Origin of the sequence: Dokdonia sp. Asnod2-E02, from assembly GCF_045063915.1 — a bacterium.
In the GTDB taxonomy this organism is placed as follows: Bacteria; Bacteroidota; Bacteroidia; order Flavobacteriales; family Flavobacteriaceae; genus Dokdonia.
In genome coordinates this window covers 3,014,061-3,038,957 of record NZ_JBEFNX010000005.1, presented here as the reverse complement: position 1 = coordinate 3,038,957, position 24,897 = coordinate 3,014,061, and the positions used below count along the sequence as shown (strand labels likewise).

The 24,897-nt window shown below is 37.6% G+C and carries 23 protein-coding genes; 12 read left to right on the top strand and 11 right to left on the bottom strand.

Annotated features, from left to right (window positions below; translation table 11 throughout):
- Window positions 1–9: 9 nt before the first annotated feature.
- Window positions 10–405 carry a TerB family tellurite resistance protein gene (locus tag ACJJVM_RS13800; protein ID WP_298348496.1) on the bottom strand — a complete coding sequence of 132 codons (396 nt, stop codon included), beginning with the start codon at window positions 403–405 and terminating at the stop codon, window positions 10–12.
- 137 nt (window positions 406–542) lie between these two features.
- Between ACJJVM_RS13800 and ACJJVM_RS13795 the strand changes: the two genes are divergently transcribed.
- The 4 genes from ACJJVM_RS13795 (at window position 543) to ACJJVM_RS13780 (ending at window position 5,028) form a co-directional block, all read left to right on the top strand.
- Window positions 543–1,934: an amidohydrolase family protein gene (locus ACJJVM_RS13795; RefSeq protein ID WP_405212007.1), complete on the top strand. Its 1,392-nt coding sequence runs from the start codon at window positions 543–545 to the stop codon at window positions 1,932–1,934.
- Between the two features lie 103 nt (window positions 1,935–2,037).
- Window positions 2,038–2,730, top strand: coding sequence for a helix-turn-helix transcriptional regulator (locus ACJJVM_RS13790; protein ID WP_405212006.1), 693 nt, complete (start codon window positions 2,038–2,040; stop codon window positions 2,728–2,730).
- Window positions 2,730–3,458, top strand: a complete 729-nt coding sequence (locus ACJJVM_RS13785; protein WP_405212005.1) for a DUF3307 domain-containing protein — start codon at window positions 2,730–2,732, stop codon at window positions 3,456–3,458. Before ACJJVM_RS13790 ends, ACJJVM_RS13785 begins: the two co-directional genes overlap by 1 nt.
- Before the next feature lie 70 nt (window positions 3,459–3,528).
- A complete protein-coding gene (locus ACJJVM_RS13780) occupies window positions 3,529–5,028 on the top strand; it encodes a S10 family peptidase (protein ID WP_405212004.1) in 1,500 nt (499 codons plus the stop codon).
- Between the two features lie 139 nt (window positions 5,029–5,167).
- On the opposite strand, the gene ACJJVM_RS13775 is transcribed toward ACJJVM_RS13780, so the two are convergent.
- Window positions 5,168–6,040 (bottom strand): M57 family metalloprotease, encoded by an 873-nt coding sequence (locus ACJJVM_RS13775; protein WP_405212003.1) that lies wholly within the window; start codon window positions 6,038–6,040, stop codon window positions 5,168–5,170.
- 374 nt (window positions 6,041–6,414) lie between these two features.
- Window positions 6,415–7,065 (bottom strand): LON peptidase substrate-binding domain-containing protein, encoded by a 651-nt coding sequence (locus ACJJVM_RS13770; protein ID WP_298348481.1) that lies wholly within the window; start codon window positions 7,063–7,065, stop codon window positions 6,415–6,417.
- A 139-nt stretch (window positions 7,066–7,204) separates the two neighbouring features.
- On the opposite strand from ACJJVM_RS13770, the gene lysA reads away from it, so the two are divergent.
- From lysA to ACJJVM_RS13755, 3 genes are all read left to right on the top strand, one after another.
- The gene (gene lysA / locus ACJJVM_RS13765) at window positions 7,205–8,410 is read left to right on the top strand and encodes a diaminopimelate decarboxylase (protein ID WP_298348479.1); all 1,206 of its coding nucleotides are present in this window, start codon (window positions 7,205–7,207) and stop codon (window positions 8,408–8,410) included.
- Between the two features lie 46 nt (window positions 8,411–8,456).
- Window positions 8,457–9,596, top strand: coding sequence for a serine hydrolase (locus tag ACJJVM_RS13760; RefSeq protein ID WP_405212002.1), 1,140 nt, complete (start codon window positions 8,457–8,459; stop codon window positions 9,594–9,596).
- Between the two features lie 74 nt (window positions 9,597–9,670).
- Window positions 9,671–10,234 carry an alkylphosphonate utilization protein gene (locus ACJJVM_RS13755; RefSeq protein ID WP_021778779.1) on the top strand — a complete coding sequence of 188 codons (564 nt, stop codon included), beginning with the start codon at window positions 9,671–9,673 and terminating at the stop codon, window positions 10,232–10,234.
- Window positions 10,235–10,335: 101 nt separating this feature from the next.
- On the opposite strand, the gene ACJJVM_RS13750 is transcribed toward ACJJVM_RS13755, so the two are convergent.
- The 4 genes from ACJJVM_RS13750 to ACJJVM_RS13735 form a co-directional block, all read right to left on the bottom strand.
- Complete coding sequence (locus ACJJVM_RS13750; protein WP_021778778.1) at window positions 10,336–11,283, bottom strand: nitronate monooxygenase family protein; 948 nt, start codon at window positions 11,281–11,283, stop codon at window positions 10,336–10,338.
- Complete coding sequence (locus tag ACJJVM_RS13745; RefSeq protein ID WP_405212001.1) at window positions 11,283–12,896, bottom strand: S8 family serine peptidase; 1,614 nt, start codon at window positions 12,894–12,896, stop codon at window positions 11,283–11,285. The genes ACJJVM_RS13750 and ACJJVM_RS13745 overlap by 1 nt, the downstream gene beginning before the upstream one ends.
- A gap of 46 nt (window positions 12,897–12,942) precedes the next feature.
- The gene (mnmA, locus tag ACJJVM_RS13740; RefSeq protein WP_298348470.1) at window positions 12,943–14,136 is read right to left on the bottom strand and encodes a tRNA 2-thiouridine(34) synthase MnmA; all 1,194 of its coding nucleotides are present in this window, start codon (window positions 14,134–14,136) and stop codon (window positions 12,943–12,945) included.
- 204 nt (window positions 14,137–14,340) lie between these two features.
- On the bottom strand, window positions 14,341–15,033 hold the full coding sequence (locus tag ACJJVM_RS13735) for a toxin-antitoxin system YwqK family antitoxin (RefSeq protein WP_405212000.1): 693 nt from the start codon (window positions 15,031–15,033) through the stop codon (window positions 14,341–14,343).
- Between the two features lie 69 nt (window positions 15,034–15,102).
- Here ACJJVM_RS13735 and ACJJVM_RS13730 point away from each other — a divergent pair, with 69 nt between their 5' ends.
- On the top strand, window positions 15,103–16,503 hold the full coding sequence (locus ACJJVM_RS13730; protein ID WP_405211999.1) for a fasciclin domain-containing protein: 1,401 nt from the start codon (window positions 15,103–15,105) through the stop codon (window positions 16,501–16,503).
- 143 nt (window positions 16,504–16,646) lie between these two features.
- Here ACJJVM_RS13730 and ACJJVM_RS13725 read toward each other — a convergent pair whose 3' ends face one another.
- Entirely contained in the window at window positions 16,647–18,674 is a 2,028-nt protein-coding gene (locus ACJJVM_RS13725; protein WP_405211998.1) for a dipeptidyl-peptidase 3 family protein, read from the bottom strand.
- Window positions 18,675–18,761: 87 nt separating this feature from the next.
- On the opposite strand from ACJJVM_RS13725, the gene ACJJVM_RS13720 reads away from it, so the two are divergent.
- Together ACJJVM_RS13720 and crcB are read left to right on the top strand one after the other, a co-directional pair.
- Window positions 18,762–19,793 (top strand): GyrI-like domain-containing protein, encoded by a 1,032-nt coding sequence (locus tag ACJJVM_RS13720; RefSeq protein ID WP_405211997.1) that lies wholly within the window; start codon window positions 18,762–18,764, stop codon window positions 19,791–19,793.
- Between the two features lie 6 nt (window positions 19,794–19,799).
- A complete protein-coding gene (crcB, locus tag ACJJVM_RS13715; protein ID WP_021778771.1) occupies window positions 19,800–20,171 on the top strand; it encodes a fluoride efflux transporter CrcB in 372 nt (123 codons plus the stop codon).
- A gap of 25 nt (window positions 20,172–20,196) precedes the next feature.
- On the opposite strand, the gene ACJJVM_RS13710 is transcribed toward crcB, so the two are convergent.
- Window positions 20,197–20,691, bottom strand: coding sequence for a YkgJ family cysteine cluster protein (locus tag ACJJVM_RS13710; protein ID WP_299149011.1), 495 nt, complete (start codon window positions 20,689–20,691; stop codon window positions 20,197–20,199).
- A gap of 23 nt (window positions 20,692–20,714) precedes the next feature.
- Between ACJJVM_RS13710 and ACJJVM_RS13705 the strand changes: the two genes are divergently transcribed.
- Complete coding sequence (locus ACJJVM_RS13705; RefSeq protein ID WP_405211996.1) at window positions 20,715–21,425, top strand: class I SAM-dependent methyltransferase; 711 nt, start codon at window positions 20,715–20,717, stop codon at window positions 21,423–21,425.
- On the opposite strand, the gene ACJJVM_RS13700 is transcribed toward ACJJVM_RS13705, so the two are convergent.
- Complete coding sequence (locus ACJJVM_RS13700; RefSeq protein ID WP_298348460.1) at window positions 21,418–21,948, bottom strand: DUF2059 domain-containing protein; 531 nt, start codon at window positions 21,946–21,948, stop codon at window positions 21,418–21,420. The genes ACJJVM_RS13705 and ACJJVM_RS13700 overlap by 8 nt on opposite strands.
- A gap of 43 nt (window positions 21,949–21,991) precedes the next feature.
- Here ACJJVM_RS13700 and ACJJVM_RS13695 point away from each other — a divergent pair, with 43 nt between their 5' ends.
- Window positions 21,992–22,765 (top strand): hypothetical protein, encoded by a 774-nt coding sequence (locus ACJJVM_RS13695; protein ID WP_405211995.1) that lies wholly within the window; start codon window positions 21,992–21,994, stop codon window positions 22,763–22,765.
- A gap of 75 nt (window positions 22,766–22,840) precedes the next feature.
- Here the strand turns inward: ACJJVM_RS13695 and ACJJVM_RS13690 are convergent, their stop codons facing one another.
- Window positions 22,841–24,889: a LysM peptidoglycan-binding domain-containing protein gene (locus ACJJVM_RS13690; protein ID WP_405211994.1), complete on the bottom strand. Its 2,049-nt coding sequence runs from the start codon at window positions 24,887–24,889 to the stop codon at window positions 22,841–22,843.
- Window positions 24,890–24,897: the final 8 nt, after the last annotated feature.

The window sequence follows — 24,897 nt, the reverse complement described above, 5'->3', positions numbered from 1 at the left end:
CGTTTTTTATTAATTATAGAATCGTTTAAAGATTTCTACAAGTCGTTCTGACGGTATAAGTTTACCATCATAATTACCCATCTCCCCTAGTATTTGTTCTACCGCTTCTGGTCGTATACCCAGCTTGAGACCATAATTCCTAAGAGCATCAATCTCTACAAAATGTGTTTGCTCATCTACATTCATTACTAGCAATAGTCTATGAAACTGTGTGATGCGCTGTAACTCTGTACTAAAAACCATTTCCTGCAGCGGATTTTTAATAAGCTCATCTACTGCTTCCTTAGATATCTCAAGACGCTTTGCAACCTCGAGTATAAAGTGATATTCACGCTCGTGCAAGTGGCTATCTGCTTTTGCCATAGCAATCATATCTGATATAATTTGTAGATTTTCGGTAGTCATTTATAATGGTTTAATGGCGCAATGTAACTTTTATTTTGGAGTCATAAAAATGTTTTGGTTGCTGTATAATTTGTAGTTTTAGGGGATTAATTACGCTTTCGCGAAAGCGTAACTCACCTAGTATCTAGACATATTATATGAATCTATCTGTACGCTTTTACTATTTAATTGCTTTTGTAAGTCTTAGTATTCTAAACGCTTGTCAAGAGCATACTTCTCAAAATACATATGACCTCGCTATAAAGAACATCACGATTATAAATGAGAAAGGTATAAGCGATGGGGATCTTTACACAGTTTATATTAAAGATGGATTAATAGCCGAAATTGATCCTCTAGACACTTCAAAATCCTTATTTTCCACAAAGGAAATAGATGGAAGTGGCAAGTATATTTTACCTGGATTTTGGGATAATCACACACATTTTAGAGGAGGATCTAAACTGGTTACTCAAAACGATTTTTTTTTAAAGCAGTTTATAAAGTACGGTATCACTACTGTAAGAGATGCAGGTGGTGACCTCACACCGCAAGTACAGCAGTGGGACAAAGAGATACAAAATGGCACACGCATAGGTCCTACAATTTATACCTCTGGACCTAAGCTAGATGGCAAAAATGCACGCTGGGCAGGCTCTATAGGTGTTTCTAACAGTGATGAAATAAGCAAAGCACTAGACTCATTACAATCTATAAATGTAGATTATGTAAAGCTTTATGATAGTACACTATCTGGAGAGCAGTACCTAGAGATTATAAAACAAGCAGAGTCTCGCGGTATGATAACTTCTGGACATATGCCATTTACCGTCACCCTTGATGAAACTATAGATGCGGGAATAGACAACATTGAACATCTTTACTACATCTTAAAGGGTTGCTCATCTCAAGAAAAAGAAATCACAGCACAAATAAAAGAAGGTAAACTAGGCTTTTGGGGAAGTATGGCACAACTTATAGAAACCTATGATGAAGATACCGCGCAGCGCACTTTTAAAAAACTCAAAGACAATAACGTATATGTCACTCCTACCCTTTTTATAGGTAACATTCTGAGCTATATGGACGAGGTAGACCATAGTAATGACTCATACTTAGCACTACTAGAAGAAGATTTTATCGTGACCTACGAGGGTAGAGTAAACAGTGCATTAAATGCTAGTGATGAAGCAAAACAAAATAGAAAGAACTTGCAAGAATTCTTTTTACAGTTAGTAAAAAAACTAGATGACGCAGGTGTTACCCTACTATCTGGATCTGATAGTGGAGCTTATAATGCTTATACATATCCTGGCCCATCACTACACGGCGAACTAAGAGAGATGACCAGAGCGGGTATATCTACGAGTACCGCACTTAGTAGTATGTATGATGGTGCTCATTTCTTAAATAAATCATTATATCAATTCTCAAAAGGAGGTATAGCAGACCTTGTTATTTTAAATAGTAATCCGCTTAGAGACATTAAAGCGACTGAGGATATCTGGCTTGTTATTAAAAACGGAGCAATTATACATAGCAATGATTAATCTATAAGTCAAAACACTTATAAATACAACTTATAAGTAAATACACTTATAAAACAATAATATAAGTAAATATGCTTATATTTGAATTATATAAACTATCTAAGTGAAAGACAAACAACATATAGTTATCTCTGGAGACTTTATTGCTTATACAAGTTTAAGTACAGATGAAAAGAAAATTCTTGAGCAATCACTGTACAAACTGTTTGACCAGCTTCAAGAAAAATTTGACACCTTCTCTAGACTCATAAAGGGTGACTACTTAGAGTGTGTAGTGCCAGATCCTGCAAATGGACTATCTGTAATGCTTGCTATAAAGACTTTTATTAAGTCACTAGAGATAGAAGATAAACCAGAAAATAATAGATCAAAAGTATTCCAGACGTACAGCATACGCCTGGCAATGGGTCTAGGTACTTTAGATCGTTTTGACATTGCAAATAATGTCATAGATGGCGACGCCATTTATAGAAGTGGTCGCGCTATAAGCGACGAGAGTACGCACAACAAGGAGCGTATGGTTATAAAAAACACATTATTCTTTAGCTCAGATAACGAGGAGCTCACTTTTAATATAGAAACCATACTCGCACTACTAGATCACCTGCTCGCCAGAGCTACAAGTAGACAAAATGAAGTGTTGTTTTTAAAAATTATGGGTAACAGTGAGAAGACCATTGCAAAGCAGTTATCTGTGAGCCAGTCATCTATAAACCAGCACTCAACCGCCTCTGGGTGGAACGGTATGGATAAATCCATTCGTTATTTTTCTCATCTTTTAAGCACTCTTAATTAATGGAAATAGCAACCTTAATCGCCCTACAGACTATAGCTCACTTACTAGGAGACTATACCTTTCAATCTAAGAAAACAGCAAAATCTAAGGCAAAAAAAGGGTTTAAAAGCAAACACCTCAAGTGGCATATATTAATAGTTTTTGTGTGTTCTTACCTTCTCTCTTTTGATTATAGATTTCTTCCTGCAGCTATACTCATAGGTGCATTACACTGGGTGATAGACGGTTTTAAACCTCAAATACTAGCTAGCAAAAGACTACATAAAGGAGCCTTTTTTATAGATCAGTTATTGCACATTCTTATATACGCGCTAGTGAGTACTACTTTTATAAAACTTATAGGATGGCAACCTATACTTATAGACACTACACACTTTACATACATCTGTCTTATTGCAGTATTTTTATTATGTACAAAGCCCGCAAATATCCTTATTAAAGAAATTTTTACGCTCTTCTCTGTATCGTTTACAGAGAAGTCACAAGACTTACCCAATGCAGGTAGACTCATAGGTATCACAGAGCGCTGGCTCGTGCTTGTACTTATAATAATAGGCCAGTTTAGTGCTGTAGGCTTTTTAATTACCGCAAAATCTATATTAAGATTTAAAGATGGTGATTACCTTAAAACCGAATATGTTTTAATAGGTACAATGCTCAGTTTTGCCATTGCAATTGCTTGTGCACTGGTCATAACACTCTTTGTACTTCCCATTTCGGGACGTTAAAAATTTCCCAATTTTGAAATAATAAAATGTCAGTTGGTATTTTAGGAGTCACAACCAAAATATCCAACCTATGTATTTCAAACACCTACTCACAGGGCTGCTTGTTGTTTCCGCTTTCGCGAAAGCGTATTCTCAAAAAATCCCAGTACCTGTAGACACCACAATTGTCACAAAACACACCACCACCATAAAAGGAAAAACCATTCCTTATACGGCAATCGCTGGGTTTCAACCCGTTTTTAACCAAGAAGGAACACCAGTAGCTAGTCTACTTTACACCTATTACAAAAGATCTGACATAAAAGATGATCAAGAGAGACCACTAGTAATCTCCTTTAATGGAGGACCAGGCTCTGCCTCTGTTTGGATGCACATTGCATACACAGGGCCACGCATCTTAAAGATAGATGATGAGGGCTACCCTGTACAACCCTACGGTATAAAAAGCAATCCTAACTCGATACTTGACGTGGCAGACATTGTTTTTGTAAACCCTGTAAATACAGGATACAGTAGAATGTTACCTAATGAAAAAGGAGAAATGCCAGACAAGAAACAGTTTTTTGGCGTTAATGCAGATATTAAATACCTAGCAGACTGGGTAAACACTTTTGTTACAAGAAATAACCGCTGGAGATCACCTAAGTTTCTTATAGGAGAAAGCTACGGTACAACAAGAGTTTCTGGACTTGCCGCAGCGCTTCAAGACAGTAAATGGATGTTTATAAATGGAGTGATACTTGTATCTCCTACAGAAATAGGTTTTGACTTTGACGGTCCTGTAGAAGTAGCAAACAGGCTTCCTTACTTTACCGCGGCAGCCTGGTACCACAATATGCTACCACCAGCATTACAACAAAAAGACCTTACAGAAGCACTAGCCGAAAGTGAAGACTATGCAGTAAATGAGCTCCTACCACTTATTGTAAAGTCTGGTTACCTAGATGCATCAAAAAAGGAGGCTGCTATCAAAAAAATGGCATATTATTCTGGCCTTTCTGAAAAAACAATACGTCAAAACAATCTAGAAGTACCCTTTAACTACTTCTGGAAAGATCTCTTAAGAGATCGTGACGGCCTTACTATAGGTAGATTAGACTCTCGCTATAAGGGAATGGATGTAAAAGAATCTGGAGATCGACCAGATTATAATAGCGAGCTTACCTCGTGGCTACACTCATTTACTCCAGCGATAAATTACTACTATAGTCAAGAGCTAGGATTAAAAACAGATCTATCTTATAATATGTTTGGCCCAGTACGACCTTGGGACAGATCAAATAATAATGCAGGACCAAGTCTGCGCAGAGCGATGGGTGTAAACCCTAACCTTAATGTAATGATACAGAGTGGTTATTATGATGGCGCTACAACTTACTTTAATGCAAAGTATGTAATGTGGCAGCTTAATGCTAGCGGTAAACTAGCAGATAGATTAAGCTTTAAAGGTTATAGATCTGGACATATGATGTACTTACGTAATGAGGACTTAATCAAAGCAAATGATGATATACGTGAGTTTATCAAAAAATCATCTGTTGGGATTGAGAAAGGTGCAATGCATAAATAATAGATTACAAAATAGGTGAGAATTACGCTTTCGCGAAAGCGCATAACAAACGCTCTCACAATCTATAAAATTAAAAACGCCCTATCCAGATGGATAGGGCGTTTACTTACTAGCTAGTAATCTTTGTAAACCTCAATTCTTAGTACATAGCTCGCAATGCGGTAATATCATTATTGCTAAACTCTCCATCCTCATTATTTGAGAAACAAGCTTGCATTATTGAGTCAAAATCTCTTGTAGGTGTACCTGGTAATTGTACTGCTCCAGTAGATCCTGCAGACTCTCCTCCTCCACTACCACAACTCTGGCGATCGTAGTAATCTGAGTGACGGAAACCTATAGAGTGACCTATCTCGTGTGTAATAACGTGCTCATTTACGTTTGTACTAGAACCTTCAAGGTTGTAAATCTGTACAAATTTATTAGGACGCCCTTGTGCATCTGGAAAACCTGCTACACCTCCAGAACCAGAGTTATTTGCAGAGTTATCATAAACAACCATATCGCTGTTTGAGAAGTTTGTTCCAAACGTAAGTCTAAAACGTAGTGCAGATCCTGAGATACGGTTAAAGTTATTTACCGCCCACTGTAAAGCTGTTCTACCTTTATTAGTAAGACCAAAGTTATCATTACCTGTGTAACCTATAATGTCTATTGTTCTGTTTGCTCCAGTTACTAGGTTAAACGTTCTAAACTGGCGCTGGTCATTGACCTGCATTTCCTGTAACTCCTTTGCAGTTGTTACAATGTCATCACCTATGTAGATACGCTGCTCTACAGTACCATCTGGAAGGTGAAAATCTCCTTTTGTGATCGCAGCTATATCTATAGCCATACCACGCACTTGATCAATAATAGCTTGATCTGTAACCTCAACACGATTGTTTTCGACTACTAGTTCTACATTTGCTTGATCATCTTGAATGGCATCTGCTTCTTCTTTTTCACAAGAAGTAAAAGATACTGCTACTAGCGCTAGTGCCATCGCACTAAATTTGAATTTGTTTTTCATTTTGGGTTGCATATTTTAGGATTAATATTAGTTTCAAAATTAACTCTTTTTAACACTTATATTAATCTATTATCACCACTACAACGTTTTCGCTAGTATTTTTATCATATTATTAAATAATTTACTGATTAATCTATAATGCAATAAAGGAAATCCTTTATTGCATTTTAACAATCTGATTAACAACTATTTCAAGGGTGATAAAGTCGTGATTAGTCTAGTAAATTGGTAGAGATTACCCCCGTTAACGTCAATAATTACATTAATATGAGTGTAAAGTGACTATTAAGAAAGTGCTAAGAAAATATCATTTTTGAGAATTTGATAATTTTACAGCTATTTTGTTATAATCTTAAATAATATGCAACAAAAATCTACTCAAGCTTATAATCCTTGAAGTCTAATGGGTCAAAGTTTTTAAAATGACCATTGAGCTTTATGAGCTCTTTGGTACGGTTTACAGACTTTAAGGTAGGTATTGCAGCTTGTAAATGCGCTATGAGATATACAAAACAGTCCATCTCTGAAGAAATCTGAAGTAGCTCATACTGCTGCTCGATATTAAGTCCCATTTTATGAGCAAACCTAAACGCACTTACGGTTTGTATAGCAACCTCTGGTGTCTTTACATCAAGAAGGTTATAAAATATGGTAAGCAGGCTTACAAATTCTTCCTTTATCTGTAAGGAAGCATCATTTTGCGAAATTTGAAAAACCACTTCTCCCCCGGCATATAATCGTTCTCCTAGTGTGTTATAAAAATCTACTAGTTTAAAGACACGTTCTCCTCTACATATAATATCTGCCGCACCAGAGGGATATCTTTTCACCACTTCTACAACACGCATTTCTGTGCCATAAGATAAGGTGTTATTTATATAGGTAGGGATACCAAAGGTTATATTACCCTCCTCACAATCCTTAAGTAATTGTTGATATCGCTCCTCAAATATATGTAGAGAAAGTAGCTCTCCTGGGTAAGCCACCATCTCAAGAGGAAACATAGGTAACACGGCTGTAGTCATCTGTTTTTATATGAAATTTACAAAAGCCTCTTGAGGCTGTTATATAATGAACATTTTTTAACCTTATTGTTCAACATTTATAACAAAAGTATTCTGTCTATTTATAGAAGTCTTTTAATTTTACTTTAAATATAAAGTAATGACCAATAAAGACCTCTTAAACGTAGTAAAAAACTACGGCAGCCCTGTTTACGTCTATGATGCAGACACTATTACCGCTCAATATAATAGACTTACAAACGCTTTTAAAAGTGTAAAACAGCTACGTCTTAACTATGCAGTAAAGGCGCTAAGCAATTTATCTGTTCTTCAACACTTAAAAGGCTTGGGTTCTGGTCTTGATACCGTATCTATACAAGAAGTACAACTTGGTCTTAAGGCTGGCTTTACTCCAGATCGTATCATTTTTACACCTAACGGTGTCTCGCTAGGAGAAATAGAAGAAGTTGCAGCAATGGGCGTGCAAATTAATATAGATAACCTATCTATATTAGAGCAGTTTGGCACAAAACACCCAGAGACACCTGTTTGTATACGTATTAATCCACACGTGATGGCAGGAGGAAATACAAATATCTCTGTAGGACATATAGATAGTAAATTTGGGATTAGTATCCACCAGTTACCACACGTACTGCGCATAGTAGAAAACACGGGTATGAATATAAACGGTATACATATGCATACCGGTAGTGATATACTAGATATAGATGTCTTTGTGTATGCTACAGAAATCCTTTTTGAGACGGCAAAACAGTTCAGCGACCTTACTTTTATCGATTTCGGAAGTGGTTTTAAGGTACCTTATAAAGAGGGAGATATAGAAACTAATATTGAAGAACTAGGAGAAAAACTAGGGAAACGTTTTAACGCTTTCGCGAAAGCGTATAAAAAACCATTAACACTCACCTTTGAGCCAGGTAAGTTTCTGGTAAGCGAGTCTGGTAAATTTCTTGTACAGGTAAACGTCGTAAAACAAACTACCTCAACAGTATTTGCACAAGTAGACAGTGGTTTTAACCATCTTATACGACCTATGCTATACGGTAGCCAGCACGAGATACATAACATAAGCAATCCTAACGGAAGAGAGCGCTTTTATAGCGTAGTAGGCTACATCTGTGAGACAGATACCTTTGCAAATAATAGACGCATTGCCGAAATTTCTGAAGGAGACATACTCGCTTTTGATAATGCAGGTGCTTACTGCTTTACAATGGCAAGTAATTATAATAGCCGTTACAGACCTGCAGAGGTACTCATAAAAGGCGGTAAAGCTCACCTTATACGCAAGCGAGAGACCTTTGATGATCTTATTGCAAATCAAGTTCTCATAGAAGAATAGTAATGATATATTTTATAAAAAGACCAGCCCTAAGCTGGTCTTTTTTATGAATACTAACTACATTTATAATATGAGATATGTACTTATATTATGTTTATTTATGGCAAGCTGCTCTACACCCATAGAGAAAGCCCTTAACTCATCTAGCCCGATTATCACAAGGGTTACAGATAGTATAGACAAATACGAAGTCCAGATTCTTTTTACTCAGATTGATACTACAGATAACGGTGATGTGCAATTTAAAGATTACAGTTATGGACTCAATGAACAGAATTACTTTTACCCAGCAAGCACTGTAAAACTTCCAGTTGCCGTACTCGCCGCAGAATATACAGATGCTAGAGAAGATATAACCCTAGATACACCTTACATCATAGACGGTGATGAGGAGTTGCACAGCATAAGTAATGACCTACAACAGATTTTTGCCGTAAGCGATAATAAAGCTTATAACCGTCTTTATGAATTACTAGGTAGAGATTATATAAACTCCCGCTTACGCGAAAAAGGCTACACACAAACTACCATACAACATAGACTAGCTACACCTGAAGCAGCAGTTAATGCTAGAAAAACAATTCAATTTTTCCCAAGCTATACAGCCGAAAGTGTTATTATCACAAATAAAGAAGACAAAGACCTCATTCCTAACAATGTGGTAGGTAATAAAAAAGGACAAGGCTATATTGAAAATGGAAATCTTATAAATGAGCCTATGGATTTTGGTTTAAAAAATCACTTCCCATTACAAGAGCAACATCATTTTGTAAAAAGTCTGGTATTCCCACACTCTTTTGAAACCTCAAAAAGATTAGAACTATCTGAAACATCTAGACAAAGAGTACTTAAGGCTTTGAAAACGCTCCCACGTGATGCAAAGTATAATCAAGAAGAATACTACGACAGCTATGTAAAATTCTTTATGTATGGAGATGTAACAACACCCATCCCAGATAATATACATATTTATAACAAAGTAGGATTTGCATACGGCACGCTTACAGAAACCGCCTATATTGAGGATACTCAAAATGATATACGCTTTATACTCTCTGCCACCATACTTGTTAATGAGAATCAAATTTTTAATGACGACACTTATGAGTATGAGCAAATAGGTATTCCCTTTCTCGCTCAATTAGGACGTGAATTTTACGAGCAAGAAAAAGAGCGAAAGGAATAACTAGCTTACGGCTAAATTTTGTTTCTTCGCGCTATTACCCTACATATTCTTTTTATCAATAAAAACTAATTGCCGTGAGCTTAAGAGAACTTAATAAACGTACCATCATTTGTGAACTTTGTAGTAATGAGTATGACCTCTCCCCTTTTATAGTAGTTCCTAAGGAAGAAGATATACTCGCTTGCAAGACTTGTATTACTCAAATAGAAAATCCTGAGGAGGTAGATGTAAATCACTGGCGCTGTCTTAATGATAGTATGTGGAGTACTGTACCAGCTGTACAGGTCGTGGCGTGGCGTATGCTTACTAGACTTCGTAAAGAAGGCTGGCCACAAGATCTTCTTGATATGATGTATTTAGAAGAAGAAACCTTAGAGTGGGCAAAAGCTACAGGTGAGCATATAGAAGAAGATGAGAATACGGTAATACACAAAGACGCAAATGGTACACGCCTAGCAAATGGTGATAGTGTCGTGCTCATAAAGGATCTTGATGTAAAAGGAGCAAACTTTACAGCAAAGCGTGGAGAGTTTATGAGAAACATAAGTCTAGTACACGATAATGCAGAGCATATAGAAGGTAGAATACAAGGGCAGCAAGTTGTTATTGTAACAAAATATGTAAAGAAGAGCAACTAGTAAATAACAAGATTCATACATCTCAAAAGTGTATAAAACCAATAAAAAAAGGCCAACTATCTAATGGATTGTTGGCCTTTCTCTAATCTATAATAGTAGTATTACCAGTTATCAAAATTGAGTAATGCATTTTTTGCCTCCGTATACTCAGCTATCATATCGCTTACTATAGTTGCAGCAGGTTTTATGTCATTTATAAGTCCAGATATTTGTCCTATTTCAAGTTCTCCTTGTTCTAGGTCTCCCTCAAACATCCCTTTTTTTGCTCTTGCACGACCTAATAATTGAACTAGTTGCTCTTTAGTAGGTGCTGTAGTATATAAGGCTGCTACCTCTTCATAAAATTTATTTTTTATAAGTCTTACAGGCGCCAGTTCTTTAAGAGTTAATACCGTATCTCCCTCTTGCGTATCTATAATGGCTTGTTTAAATAATTGATGCGCGCTAGACTCATCACTTGCTGCAAACCTACTTCCTACCTGCACACCGTCTGCTCCTAGTGTCATTGCGGCAAGCATACCTCTACCTGTAGCAATACCTCCAGCTGCAATAAGAGGTACATCTATCTTATCTTTTACCATAGGGATGAGTGTAAATGTTGTTGTTTCCTCACGACCATTATGACCACCTGCTTCAAAACCTTCGGCTACAACGGCATCTACACCAGCTTCTTGAGCCTTTAGTGCAAACTTCACACTACTTACTACGTGTACAACTTTAATACCGTGCTTCTTTAATTCTTTAGTCCAAAGCTTTGGATTACCTGCGCTTGTAAAAACAATAGGCACCTTATAATCTACCACAGTCTTCATATGCTCTTCTATGTTAGGGTACAACATAGGTATGTTAACCCCAAAAGGTTTATCTGTAGCTTTCTTGCACTTCTCAACGTGCTCTACAAGCACATCAGGATACATAGAAGCAGCACCTATGATACCAAGACCGCCAGCGTTACTTACAGCACTAGCAAGACGCCATCCAGAGTTCCAAATCATTCCTCCCTGTATAAGAGGATATTTTATTTTAAATAACGAAGTAATTCTATTCATTAGGACTTTATAAATTTTTGTGTAATGAGCGTGGTACCATCATTAATCTGTATGAGATACACTCCTTTTTTTAGATTTTCTAGAGGTAGATAACTTGCCCGAGACTCTACTATTTTTGTTGCTATGAGTTTTCCAAGAATATCATAGATATGTACATCTACTTTGCTTACATCTTCAGGAAATACTATCATCGCAATCTCCGAGGCAGGATTAGGCACGATTTGGTACGTGCTCTTATTAGTATAATCTTCTAGAGTTAATAAATCATCTAGTGCTGCGCCAAAATCTGGTATTCCGTACCCAAGCTGTGCTGTAGGGTTTGTATATAGAGAGGCAGACTCCCTCACTATTTGCATAACGTCTGCATTAGTACGTTGTGGATTTGCTTGCCAAAAGCTTGTAATAGCTCCCGCCATTATAGGTGAGCTAAAGCTCGTACCATTGTTTGTAGTTATGTTATTATTTTGATCTATCACAGCACTACCAGCACCCTTTGCAACCACATCTGGTTTGATACGACCATCACTAGAAGGACCTATACTACTAAAACTCGCATAATCGCCGTTTTCATCTACAGCTCCTACCGTAAAAGATCCAAAAGCATCTGCTGGGGCACTTATCATCCCATTACCACTGTTGCCAGCACTAGTTACGACAAGCATTCCTTTCTCAAAAGCGAGATTTGCACCGCGCGATATAAAGGTAGTCTGGCCATCCATATCTGCATATGTATAGTCATAATCTGGATTGTCAAAAGTGCGATAGCCTAGTGAGGTATTTATAACATCTACACCCAGACTATCTGCTCGCTCTGCTGCTTCTACCCAGTAAGACTCCTCTACAGGATTTTCACTAGCTACATCTTCTGTACGAAAACAATAAACAGCAGCATCTGGAGCTGTTCCCACAAACTCATCTTCTACAAAACCTACAATATCGCTCAACACACGTGTACCGTGACTGCTATTTGAAAATGCAAACTCATTATCTTCTCTACTTACAAAATCATAACCATCCAGTAACTTTCCTGCATCTCTTAGTCGTGCAAAACCTTCATTTTCATCTACTCCAGGAAAACCAGAATCCATAACGGCTACAACCATCCCTTCGCCTGTATAATCTTGCAAATGCAACTCATCTACCGATAGCATAGTAACTTGATTATCTGTCGCCCCATAATTAAAAACTACTCTACTTTGAGATTGTAAAGGATCTTCTTTAGAAGAAAGTAGTGGTGTCGCAGCTCTAGTAATATTTTTATTTGCATACTCAATAGCGCTAACAAATGATAGGCTTTCTAGTGTTGCTATCTGGGTTTCTGTACCACGTACGTGTACACAGTTCATCCATTTTGATTTTGCAAGCACTGTAATACCTGCTTGTGATTTTATCTCAGTAATGTAATTTTCATTTACAGGGACATCACGCTCATCTATAATAACACCGTGTAGTTCTTTACGATCAAGTGCTTCTTGTGAGAGTATCGTTATGGGATTTTCTAGGCTTTGGGTGACATTTTCTTTATCTACAAAATAAACCCAGGCATCTTGCGCCTCTTGGGCATTTGTATAAAAGCATACAAACAGTAGACTAAAAAATAATAGGGATCTCATAGCGACATAGTTTATGAGCCAAGGCTCGTAGGATTTCGTACGTAAGTTACGAAATAACCCCAGAACCAAGACACTCCTCACCGTGATGCCAGGCTACAAATTGCCCCTCGGCTATGGCTGTTTGTGGGTTGTCAAATATGACATACATACCCCCATCTACTCTATATAAAGTGGCTTTCTCAAGAGGTTGACGGTAACGTATGCGTGCCTCTACCTGCATTGTCTCATCTACCGCAAGTGTAAGATCTTCTCGTATCCAGTGTATCTCTTCTTCCTTTACAAAAAGTCCTTTACGGTATAAACCTCTATGGTTTTTACCTTGACCGGTGTATATCACATTATCCTTTACATCTGTATCTATTACAAAGAGTGGCTCTACCGTTCCTCCTACGCCTAGTCCTTTGCGCTGGCCTATGGTAAAATAATGAGCCCCTTGATGCTTCCCTACTACTTTTCCTTCGGCTACGGTATATGATGGTTTTTTTACAAGGTTTTCTAATTCCGCTTTCGCGAAAGCGTTACTAGCCTTCTCCCCACCCGCAACTTCAGGTATAACGGTCTCTGGCACCTCAACGATAACACCTTCCTTAGGTTTAAGCTGCTGCTGAAGAAAATCTGGCAGACGTACCTTCCCTATAAAACAAAGTCCTTGAGAATCTTTCTTACCTGCAGTAACGAGTTCTTGTTGTAGTGCAATGTCACGTACCTCTGGCTTTTGTAAATGGCCTATAGGAAACAACGTTTTTGCCAGTTGCTCCTGCGATAGCTGACATAAAAAGTAAGATTGATCTTTATTATTATCTGCCCCAGCTATAAGTTGGTACACTGTCTTACCATCTACCTCTATAGATGATTTCTGACAGTAATGTCCTGTTGCGACGTAGTCTGCACCCAGTGAAAGTGCAATTTTCATAAACACGTCAAATTTAATCTCGCGATTACATAGAACATCTGGATTAGGCGTGCGACCCATCTCATACTCTCTAAACATATAATCTACAATGCGTTCTTGGTACTGCTCACTAAGATCTACGGTTTGAAAAGGGATTCCTAACTTTTCTGCAACAAGCATCGCATCGTTACTATCATCTAGCCACGGGCACTCATCAGAGATTGTTACAGAGTCATCGTGCCAGTTTTTCATAAAAAGGCCTATCACATTGTATCCCTGCTCCTTAAGCAAGTATGCTGTAACACTACTATCTACTCCTCCACTTAGACCTACTACTACCGTTTTCATAACTTTTACTTAGATATTGTATACTCAATAGTCTCTTTTGAGACTCGTATAAAGTGTCTAGAAACACTTAAAAAAATTGTGGCGCAAAATTACAAAATAACAAGCCATTATAAGAATGGCAAAATGTTACTTTTATACTCACTATATAACTACATATTTATAATAGTCTATTGTAGTAGTAACTGGTAAGATATCCTTACAGTACTATTGTACGCCTATTTTATTGCGCGGATACTTAATCTCCTTGTCTACCTGACCATTTTTGTAATACTTCCAGAGGCCGTGTTTTCTATTATTCTTATAATTACCCTCTACCTCTTTCCGTCCATAACCGTTATAAAAGATGGCTGGTCCTTCTAGTTTATCTTGTTTATAGGTCACACTTTTAAGCACCTTTCCCTCTTCTGTATATGTGATAGCCTTTCCTTCTTTGTTTCCATCTACATACTGCTCGACTAGTGCTGGAACTCCGCTTATAAAAAAGACATTGCGCTGTCCTTGAAGAAGACCATTACTATAAGCTTCTTTTATCATAACAGTTACACCATCTTGATGATAAGACAGCCACTCACCTTGTCTTTTACGGTCCTTCATCTTACCTGAACTCACTTTCTTTCCTTCTGTGGTATAAAAAGTAACGTCTACAAAGGGTGAATCTGTCGTATATTCTTTTATAGCCGTGGGGTGACCACCACTAGAATCAAAAAATTTAAATACTCCTACTTCTTTACCGTGGTTAAAAGATCCGGTATATCTTAGTTGTTTTGAGCTGTCATAAAACTTTTGCCAACTACCGTGACGCTTACCTTGAGCGTCATATTCATTGAGAGCTTGCGCAGATGCTGTAAGGTTAATATGGGCAGTTATTAAGAAAAAAAGGATTGTTAATTTTGACATTTTAACTTTCTGTTGGGATTATTTTTTGTTTATCTATTCTAGTTTTACATTAAACAAAAACTACAAACTATGAAAAATCTATTTAATTTTACAAAACTAGCGTTTCTTGCATTAACGCTATTAGTCTCAGTATCGTGTGATGATGATGATGATAATGGAAATATTATTGAAGGTGAAAGCAATACCATCGCAGATTTTGTGGCCAGTAATGATGATTACAGTTCGCTACTAGCTGCGCTACAACAGACAGATCTAGATGCAACACTGGCAGGTAGTGGTACTTTTACAGTATTTGCTCCTAACAACACGGCTTTTGAAACATTTCTAGATGGAGCAGCCTTAGAAGACGTAGATACAGATGTATTACGTGAGGTATTACTAAATCACGTTCTTAACACGACACTTATATCTACAGACCTAACAACTGGTTATGTAACAAACCTCGCAACAGAACCTTCTTCTAATGCAAACATTAGTCTCTATGTAGACACAACAGATGGTGTTGTTCTTAATGGACAGTCTACTGTAACAACACCAGATATTGAAACAGATAATGGTGTCATACACGCTGTAGATACGGTAATAGCCTTACCTACCATAGCTACATTTGCCACAACAAACCCTGCACTTACCTCACTAGTTGCAGCACTCACAGATGAGGGAAACACAACGTTTACAACACTACTAAGCGACACAGAACAAGACTTTACAGTATTTGCTCCTACTAATGATGCATTCGCAGCTTTTCTTGATGGTGCAGCGCTAGAGGATGTAGATAATGATGTACTAGCACAGGTACTATCTAACCACGTCGTACCAGGTGCAGTTGCCATCTCTGGAACACTTACTAATAGTTATGTAAATACTGCAGCTACCTTTAATGGTGAGGTAGATGCTCCTTTAAGTTTATATATTAATACAGATAACGGTGTCACTCTTAACGGTGGGTCTGATGTAATCATTGCGGATATCGTTGCGGTAAATGGTGTCGTACACGTAGTAGATACAGTAATAGGGTTACCAGATGTAACAACATTTGCGACGGCAGATCCTAACTTTTCTACACTAGTTGCAGCGCTTACAGCAGATGCATCATTTGGATACGTAGGAGCTTTACAAACTCCAAATGGAACAGATCCTGCGCCATTTACTGTGCTTGCTCCCGTAAACACGGCTTTTGAAAATTTACTTACTGATCTTGGTGTAGATTCTCTAGATGATATTGATACTGCTACACTCGCTGCTACACTAGAACTACACGTTATTGCTGGAGCAAATGTAAGAGCAGAAGATCTTGCTGGTCTTGATGGAATGATGGTAGAAACACTAGGCGGTACAAATATTACTATCCAGGCAGATCCTGCTGCGGCAATTGATCCAGATAATGGTGAAAACCCAATAGTTGCTACAAATGTACAGGCTACAAATGGCGTTATACACGCTGTGAGCAGAGTATTAAGAGACTTATAATTTTCCCCCGAAATTTGTTTAGATAAGCTCCATTGTCCTTCTCAGACAGTGGAGCTTTTGTTTACTAAGATTTCTATTGATAAAAAAAAGGCTCTCTTTCAATGTTGAAAGAGAGCCTTTTTACTTTTCGCGAAAGCGTTATCCTATTTTAGTGAGCCATACTTAGATGCATACTCTAGCATTTGTGACTCAAAGCTTTCTGGCTGCTGGATAGAAAAACCAGTGATCTCCTCACCATCCATAGTAGGTACAATAGCTGGGTTTACAAAACCGCTGTAAGGTGCACTTTTAAACTGGCTGTTACGATCAAGCACTTCTTTGTGAATGTCTTGATCTACTTGTACTCCATAATCTTCTACAAGATTTTTTGCAGCTTCATAATCTCCTTCAGAAGTAATGCGTTGTGTCTCTCTAAGAAGTTCTCCAAAGATCTCACGTAGCTTTACATAGTCATTTATGTTATAGTATGTCTTACCATCTCTAGTAACTTTTTCTATCACATTATCTTCTAGGCCACGCTCGTAAGACCAAGCACTAACCCACTGGCGGTTTACCATATGTGCTTCTTCTACCATATCACCAAGTTCTAATCGTATAAGTTGCGTCATAAGACCGTTACGTATGTAACCGTCATAGGCCGCCTTACCAGTTTTCTCCCAGTCTTCTACAAGACCTAGTTCTTGAAGTTTTGGATCCATAAGATAGTACAGCCCAAAAAGATCTGCTCTACCCTCTTCTATGGTAGACTTATAACGTTTAAGTGTTTCCTTAGGTGTCCCTACTCCTTTATTAATTTGACCTGAGGCGTGACCTACTACTTCGTGTAGCGCTGTGTGAAGTTTATCTCCTAGTTGACCATATTGCTCCTCTAGTACAACCTCTTCTTCATCGTGTGCAAATTCTTTAAGACGCCCAGAACCTCCCGCATTGTTATATGCGTTTATAATGTTACCTAGCGATACAGACTTACTACCGTGCGTCTGGCGTATCCAGTTATTGTTAGGTAAGTTTACTCCTATAGGTGTAGAAGGTGATGCATCTCCGGCCTCACCAGCAACAATTACTGTTTTATAAGAAACACCTTTTACAGTTTCTTTTTTATGCTCTGGCATAAGTGGTGAGTTATCTTCAAACCATTGTGCCTCTGTAGAGAGTACAGCCATCTTTTTTGACATATCAAAATCTTTGATTTGTACGATGGTTTCATAAGACCCCTTATATCCCTTGGGATCATTATATACTTCTATAAAACCGTTTATCCAGTCTATATTTCCCTCGGTAGAAGTTGCCCAGGCGATACAGTAATCATCCCATGTGTCTAGACTTCCCGTCTGGTAGTACTCGATAAGTAATCCTAAGGCTTTTTCTTGTTGCTCATTTTCGGCAACAGTTTTTGCCTTTTCTAGCCATCCTATGATATTATCTATCGCCTCTCCGTAAAGACCTCCACTCTTATAAACTTGCTCTACAAGTTTTCCGTTTTCTTTTACTAGACGTGTATTAAGTCCTTTTTCTATAGGCTCATTTGCATCTACTTTTATGGCGTCATAAAACTGCTCTGCCTCTGCTGTGGTAACATCTGGGCCATAAAAATTTATCGCACTCTCAAGTACAATATCTGCATCTTTAGAAAGGTTTACTTTCTTGCTGTCTTTATCATTAAAAAGTACATCAAAAGCTTCACCTTCTAGCGTAGCACCGCTCTCAGCAAGTACTTTTTTAAGATACTCTGGTGAGAAGGCAGGTTTCATCTTTGCATTGCTATAATGGTGGTGTATCCCGTTTGCAAACCAGATTCTCTTTAGGTATGTTTCAAACTGTGCCCACTCTTCGCCTGTTTTTTCAACCTTATCTGATGTATATACAGTCTCAAGAGCCTCTCTAATAGCAAGATTATGTCTGTAGTTTTGTGCCCACATAATATCACGACCAGCAAGACCAGCCTGTGTCATATAGTACACTAGTTTTTGCTCTTTTAATGTAAGATCTTCAAATCCTGGTATTTGATAACGTAGTATTTTAATATCTGCAAACTGACCTACTGTAAAATCAAAGTCTGTTGTGGCGGTTTTTTCCGCTTTCGCGAAAGCGTTATCACCCTTCTTTTCTTCTGCACATCCTACTACTACCATAGCGGCAATGGCAAGTGCGTATACTCCTTTATATTTCATATGTTTTGTGTGAATAATGGTCGTAAATATAACGAAATTCCACACGATGAATTTTATTATCTTTACCCATAAACCAAACCACCACCAATGAAATTTTTAAAATTCTTCCTTTTTCTTATCCTTATCGTAGTTATAGGAGGTGCTATTTATTTTGGTACGCAAGACGGTACCTATAAAATAGAATCTACTCGTACTATAAATGCACCAAAAGAGGTGATTTATGATATAGTAAATGAGTATAAAACTTGGGAGGACTGGGGACCTTGGAAAAAAGAAGAACCTACAATGGTTTTTAACTATGCAGATAAAACATCTGGCGAGGGAGCTTCATATAGCTGGCAAGGTGAGATGGATGGTAGTATGACTACTACAGAAGCTGTACCACACACTTCTATAAAACAAAATATGACTTTACAAACTCCTGGAGGAGAGCGCAAGCCTGAGGTTTACTGGACTTTTGAAACAACACCAGAACTAGCAACCATTGTTACCTGGGGTATACAGGGAGAGCATACACTTATGGATAAAGTATATTATGCTATCACAGGGATGGACTTTGACGGTGATATGATGGCAATGTATGAAGAAGGACTTACTGGTCTTGAAACGGCTGCAAGAAAAGAAATCTCAAAATACACCATAAATGTAGATGGTATCACGCAATACAGTGGTGGCTTCTACCTCTATAGAACTACCTCTGCAAAGGCTAGTAAAGTCTCTCAAATAATGGGCGAGAACTATGGTGGCATAACGTCATTTATGAGTGAGAATAACATTGCAATAACTGGAATGCCATTTACAATTTATAACGAGACACTTGAGAATGGAGATGTTATTATGACTAATGCACTTCCAGTAAGAGAAAAAATAATCGTTGCAGGTGATGCAAACGTCTTTAGCGGTTATATGCCTACCGTAACAGCTGTAAAAGCAACTTTAAAAGGTAATTACGTACAACTAGGAGAAGCCTGGGCTACGGCAATGCAATATGTACAAGATCAAGGATACACCTTATCAAGCGAAAAACCGTTTGAGGTGTATGTAACAGATCCTCAAAATCACCCTAATCCTGCAAACTGGGTTACAGAGATTTATGTACCTATAGAAGATATAAAATAAGCTATTTTGAAATCGCTCTTACTCGTTTTTATAGGTGGTGGTACTGGTAGTGTAGCCAGATATTTATTAGGTAAATATCTTAACAGCACAACAACGGGAATACCCTATGGTACCTTTGCCGCAAACGTACTAGGTAGTTTACTTATAGGTATCATCTTAGGGTGGGCGCTTAAAAACAATTCTCTTTCTAGTAATACTGCTCTGTTGCTCGCTACAGGTTTTTGTGGTGGCTTTACGACCTTCTCAACCTTTGCTTACGAGAACCACGTGTTTCTTAAATCTGGAGATTTTATGACCTTTGCCCTCTATGCAATTGCTAGCTTTGCGCTAGGGATACTTGCCGTTTTTGGCGGTATGGAAATTGCCAAAGCTTTATAAATAAGAAGCACACACTACAACATTGTTATAGTTTAATACGCTTTTTCATTTCTTCTACTATATTAAAGGCAGCTGGGCACATTTTTACATTTTGTAATGTAAGCTTAGAGATTTGTTGAAATTTCTTCCTGTCCGTATGCGGAAACTCTCTGCAAGCCTTAGGACGCACCTCATATATGGAACAGTAATTATCTGCACCTAGAAAGGTACACGGCGTTTCTTGCAGTACATAGTCCTTATCTTCATCTATTCTAAGGTATGCGTTTATAAAATCAAATTCCTTCATTCTAAAATGTTTAGAAATACGTTTTATATCCTTATCTGTAAATAAAGGCCCCGTGGTTTTACAACAGTTTGCACACGTAAGGCAGTCTGTCCTTTCAAACTCCTCTTCGTGCAATTCTTGCATTATGTAGTCTAGCTTTTTTGGCGGTTTATTACGCAACTTTGCAAAGAACTTTTTGTTCTCATTCTGCTTATCTTTGGCCAGCTGTGGGAGGCTTTTTAATACTTCTTCCATCGCGCAAAGGTAATAATAAAGGTATGGGTACAAAGGCAGATATTTTTGGGGCAGCGCTTCTTGATTTTATAAATGATGAGTATACAGAAGATATTCTGGTACACTCTTCTATAGCCGAAGATGATGTGATACCTGTTCCTTACCTATTCAGAGATTTTAAAGAAATGCCTCTGCTTGAACAGAAAGCCTTATCCCTTTCTAAAGGAAAAACACTTGATATAGGTAGTGGTGCCGGTAGCCATAGCCTTTGGTTACAAGAGCAAGGTCTTGATGTTACTGGCATTGATATAAGTGAGGGTGCTGTTACGCTTTCGCGAAAGCGTGGCCTTAAAAATTCTATACACGGTGCTATACTTGATCACAAGGGCACTTATGACACGCTACTATTACTTATGAACGGCACGGGAATATTTGAAAAAGTGCAAAAAATAGATAGCTACTTAAAACATCTCAAATCACTCTTATCGCCAGAAGGGCAAATTCTCATAGATGGGTCTGATATTGCCTATATGTTTGAAGACGAAGATGGTGGTTTCTGGGTAGATACACATCGTGATTATTATGGTGAAGTTACTTACAGTATGAGCTACAAGGGTGAGCAGGGAGACACTTTTGACTGGTTATATCTAGATTATGCAAAGCTTGAGTGGTATGCAAAAAAAAATGAGCTCAAGTGTGAGCTCATTTTTGAAGGTGATCATTATGATTATCTTGCAAGACTATCGCTTACATAGAGTATCCCTTTTCGGCAAGTTTATCTACCATAGAGCGATACAAATCTCTACTCCATATTTGAGAAATCTCTCCTATATTTTGTGCTATATCTGGCTCTGCCATTAATATTTTTTGTCCTGTAGGTGTGTTGTAAAATACAGAAGCTTCTTTTTGCTGTTCATAATCTAGCGCTGTTCTATCTGCAAGTAACTGGCGACCTGTACCTGTTTCATAAAAGGCAAGCATATTCTGTATATCCTCGTGACTATATGTCCCTCTGTATGCAGAAACTAGCATATTTAATACACGCTCTACCTGTTTTGGAGAGTCTGCTTTAAGCTCTGTCCATACAGATTCTGGCACATTTTGACTTTCATATTGCTTTTTAAGTAAATCAAATAATCCGTCTGTTGCATTACTGTACTGAGCGGCAGTTCCATTTACTTTAAAATAAGCAAGTACATCTTCGTGATAACTAGTATCTTGAGCCTGAATAGTTAGAGAAGAAATAAAAAATATGGCTAAAAGTAATTTTTTCATCATTTTTACGATTAAATTATAGCGATAAATATAGAACATATTACATATGAAATCCTCACAATGGCTCACATTTTTATTTGTATTCCTTACTATCACTTTAGGTTGTAGTGACGATGATACAACAACCGTTCCAGAAACAAATGAAAATGCAGCAAACCAACAACCTCTAGGTAGCTCTGCTGCAGAATTACTCTCAAGCGAAGACTTCACGAGCTTACGTGTAGAGGTAGCTTACCCGCAAGGTTTTAGACCTACACAGCAAACTCTAGATTTATTGATTCCGTTTTTAGAAGAAAGACTAGATAAACCAGACGGTATTACAATGGTAGAATCTATAATAACAACAGATGAAACAGGACCTTATGATATAAACGAGATAGTAGATATTGAGGATGCTAATAGGACGGTGTTTAACAATGGTGATGAACTAGGCGTGTGGCTTTTCTTTTCTGACGAGCGTAGCGAGGGAGACAGTGGCAACTCTGTTGTACTAGGCTCTGCTTATAGAAACACATCTATGGTTATTTATGAGAAAACTTTTATTGATATAGCAAATAACTCAACTACACCTGTTAATAGAACACTTATAGAGACCTCTACCATACGTCACGAGTTTGGACATATATTTGGCCTTGTGAATGTGGGAACTCCAGATCTATCTGCTCACGAAGATTTAGATAACCCTAGACATTGTAATGTAGAAGATTGTCTTATGTATTTCCAGACGGTAACAAACTCTTTTAATACAAGTTCATTAGAAAGTATACCAGACTTTGATGATTTATGTATTCAAGATTTACAAGCAAATGGTGGGCTATAACGCACACTAACTTGAATAAAAAAAGGGCGATTGATTACTCAATCGCCCTTTTTTGTTATCTAATAAGATAAAGGTTTAATCTTCTACCTCTGTAAAAAGTACTTCTTCTAGTTGTAAACCATCTGTATACTTTAATAAGTACACTGCCTGATTAGAAAAACCACCTGCCCCTCTTCTATCGTATTTAAATTTATTCTCTATATAATCTGTCTCTACTCCAGAAGAAGCTGCACTATATAAATCTTGTGCATATGCTAGACGTAGTAACGTGTCATACATAAGATCATAGCCACGTATTGCATACTCACTTGGGCTTACATTAAATCTAGTCTCATAGCTATCTACAAAGGCTTTTACATCTTTATATTTATACTCTTTCTCTACAGACGGAAAGTGAAAAGAAAGATTTTTTAAATGCTCGTGTTGTATCTCATCACTGTCATAAGCTCTCCCTCTGTTGGTAGTAAATAAAACAACCTTACGCGCTCCTACTTGAGCATTAAGATTAGTCGTTACATTACTTATTAAAGGGACATCATTAGACTCTATAAATACCCAGTTTTCTAATTCGTCAGAAAGTTGATTAGGTATATCATCTGGATATAAATAGTATCCATTATCACCAGAACGTGGTGTTACCGTTTTTGCGCTAGGAAAAAGTGCTTTTATTTTTGATTTTGTAGTTGCATTTTTTGCATCTGCAATAATCACTACATTTTTACCTTGCCCATTAAGTTTAAGGTAAGAAAGCATTTTATCTCTTAACAACGCATCTGCAGGCCACGATACAAAAATATTTTTTCTTCCAGCCACATTGTTAGACCTAGGGGATATTACGGGTACATTTTGAGAAGCCAATAATGATGAAGCACGATCTATATTACTACCTAAAAGAGGTCCTATTACAGCATTTACACCTTTAAAATCATTAGACTGTATCACAGTCTCAACTTTTCTAGCATTTACTGCCTTACCGTCTTTACGGTTATATGCTGTATCATAAGTATCTAGTTGAACAGATATTCCTAGCTTTTTTGCATCTTCTGCAGCCATAAGGATACCGCTATATAAATCTAATGATAAACGTAGGATACGATCATTTTTAAGCAAATCTTCATTAGTCTCTACATTATCACTAGAAACACGGTTTACACCAAAGGGCAACATAACCGCAACACGCTTTGTAGAAAAATCTGTTAGACTAGTAGCTAGGCTACCTTTTTTACCCTGTGCTATAACAACTTCTGTTTGTGTAGAGGTCTCGCCGTATGCTGGCGTAGGGTTATCTGAACCTGGACTTCCTTTAGGCACTTTAAGTATCATCCCCTCTTTAAGTCCTTCGTCTAGTGCAGGGTTAAGGGTTAAAAGTTCGTCTGCCTCAAGGTTTAAAGAACGTAATAAACTATACATTGTATTACCTTTCTTAACTTCATAAAAAGCATACTTGTCATTATTAATAATTGTACTCTCTGCAAAGTTTGCTTTAGGTACATTTATAACATCTCCTATCTTAAGCCCACCTTTTACTTGTGGATTTGCCTGCTCGAGCTCTGCTATTGTGATACCATACTTTCTGGCAATACCGTACTTGGTCTCTTTTGCAATTACCTTATGAGTGGTTTGCTCAAGAGTAGTTTGAGGCTCAGGAAGTGTTACAACAGACTCCGTAACTATTTCTGGTTTATAGTTAGTCGGGATACGAAGTTTATCACCCTTTCTAAGAGTCTCACTGTATAAACGCTTGTTGTATCTCTTAATCACATCTTGAGGCACTCCATAACGCTTAGATAAACTATACAATGTCTCCTTGCGTTTTACTTTATGCGTCTTAAATTTAAGATTATCTTGTTCTACAACTTGTGCACTTCCTTGTGAAGAAGCTGGCAAGATGAGTACTAGACCATTATAGATTTCCTTTTTGGCATCTGGATTAAGCTTAGTGATTTCTTTTTCACTAATACCGTACTTTTTTGCGATATCCTTTACTGTCTCACCACCTTTTACTTGGTGAGATATAAACTTTTGAAAAAAGGTGCTAGATACTTTTGAGGCTGCTGTGGCTGCGTTTGCTTTCGCGAAAGCGAAACAAAAAACAACCGCTATTACTGCAATATATTTAGTCATATTCATAT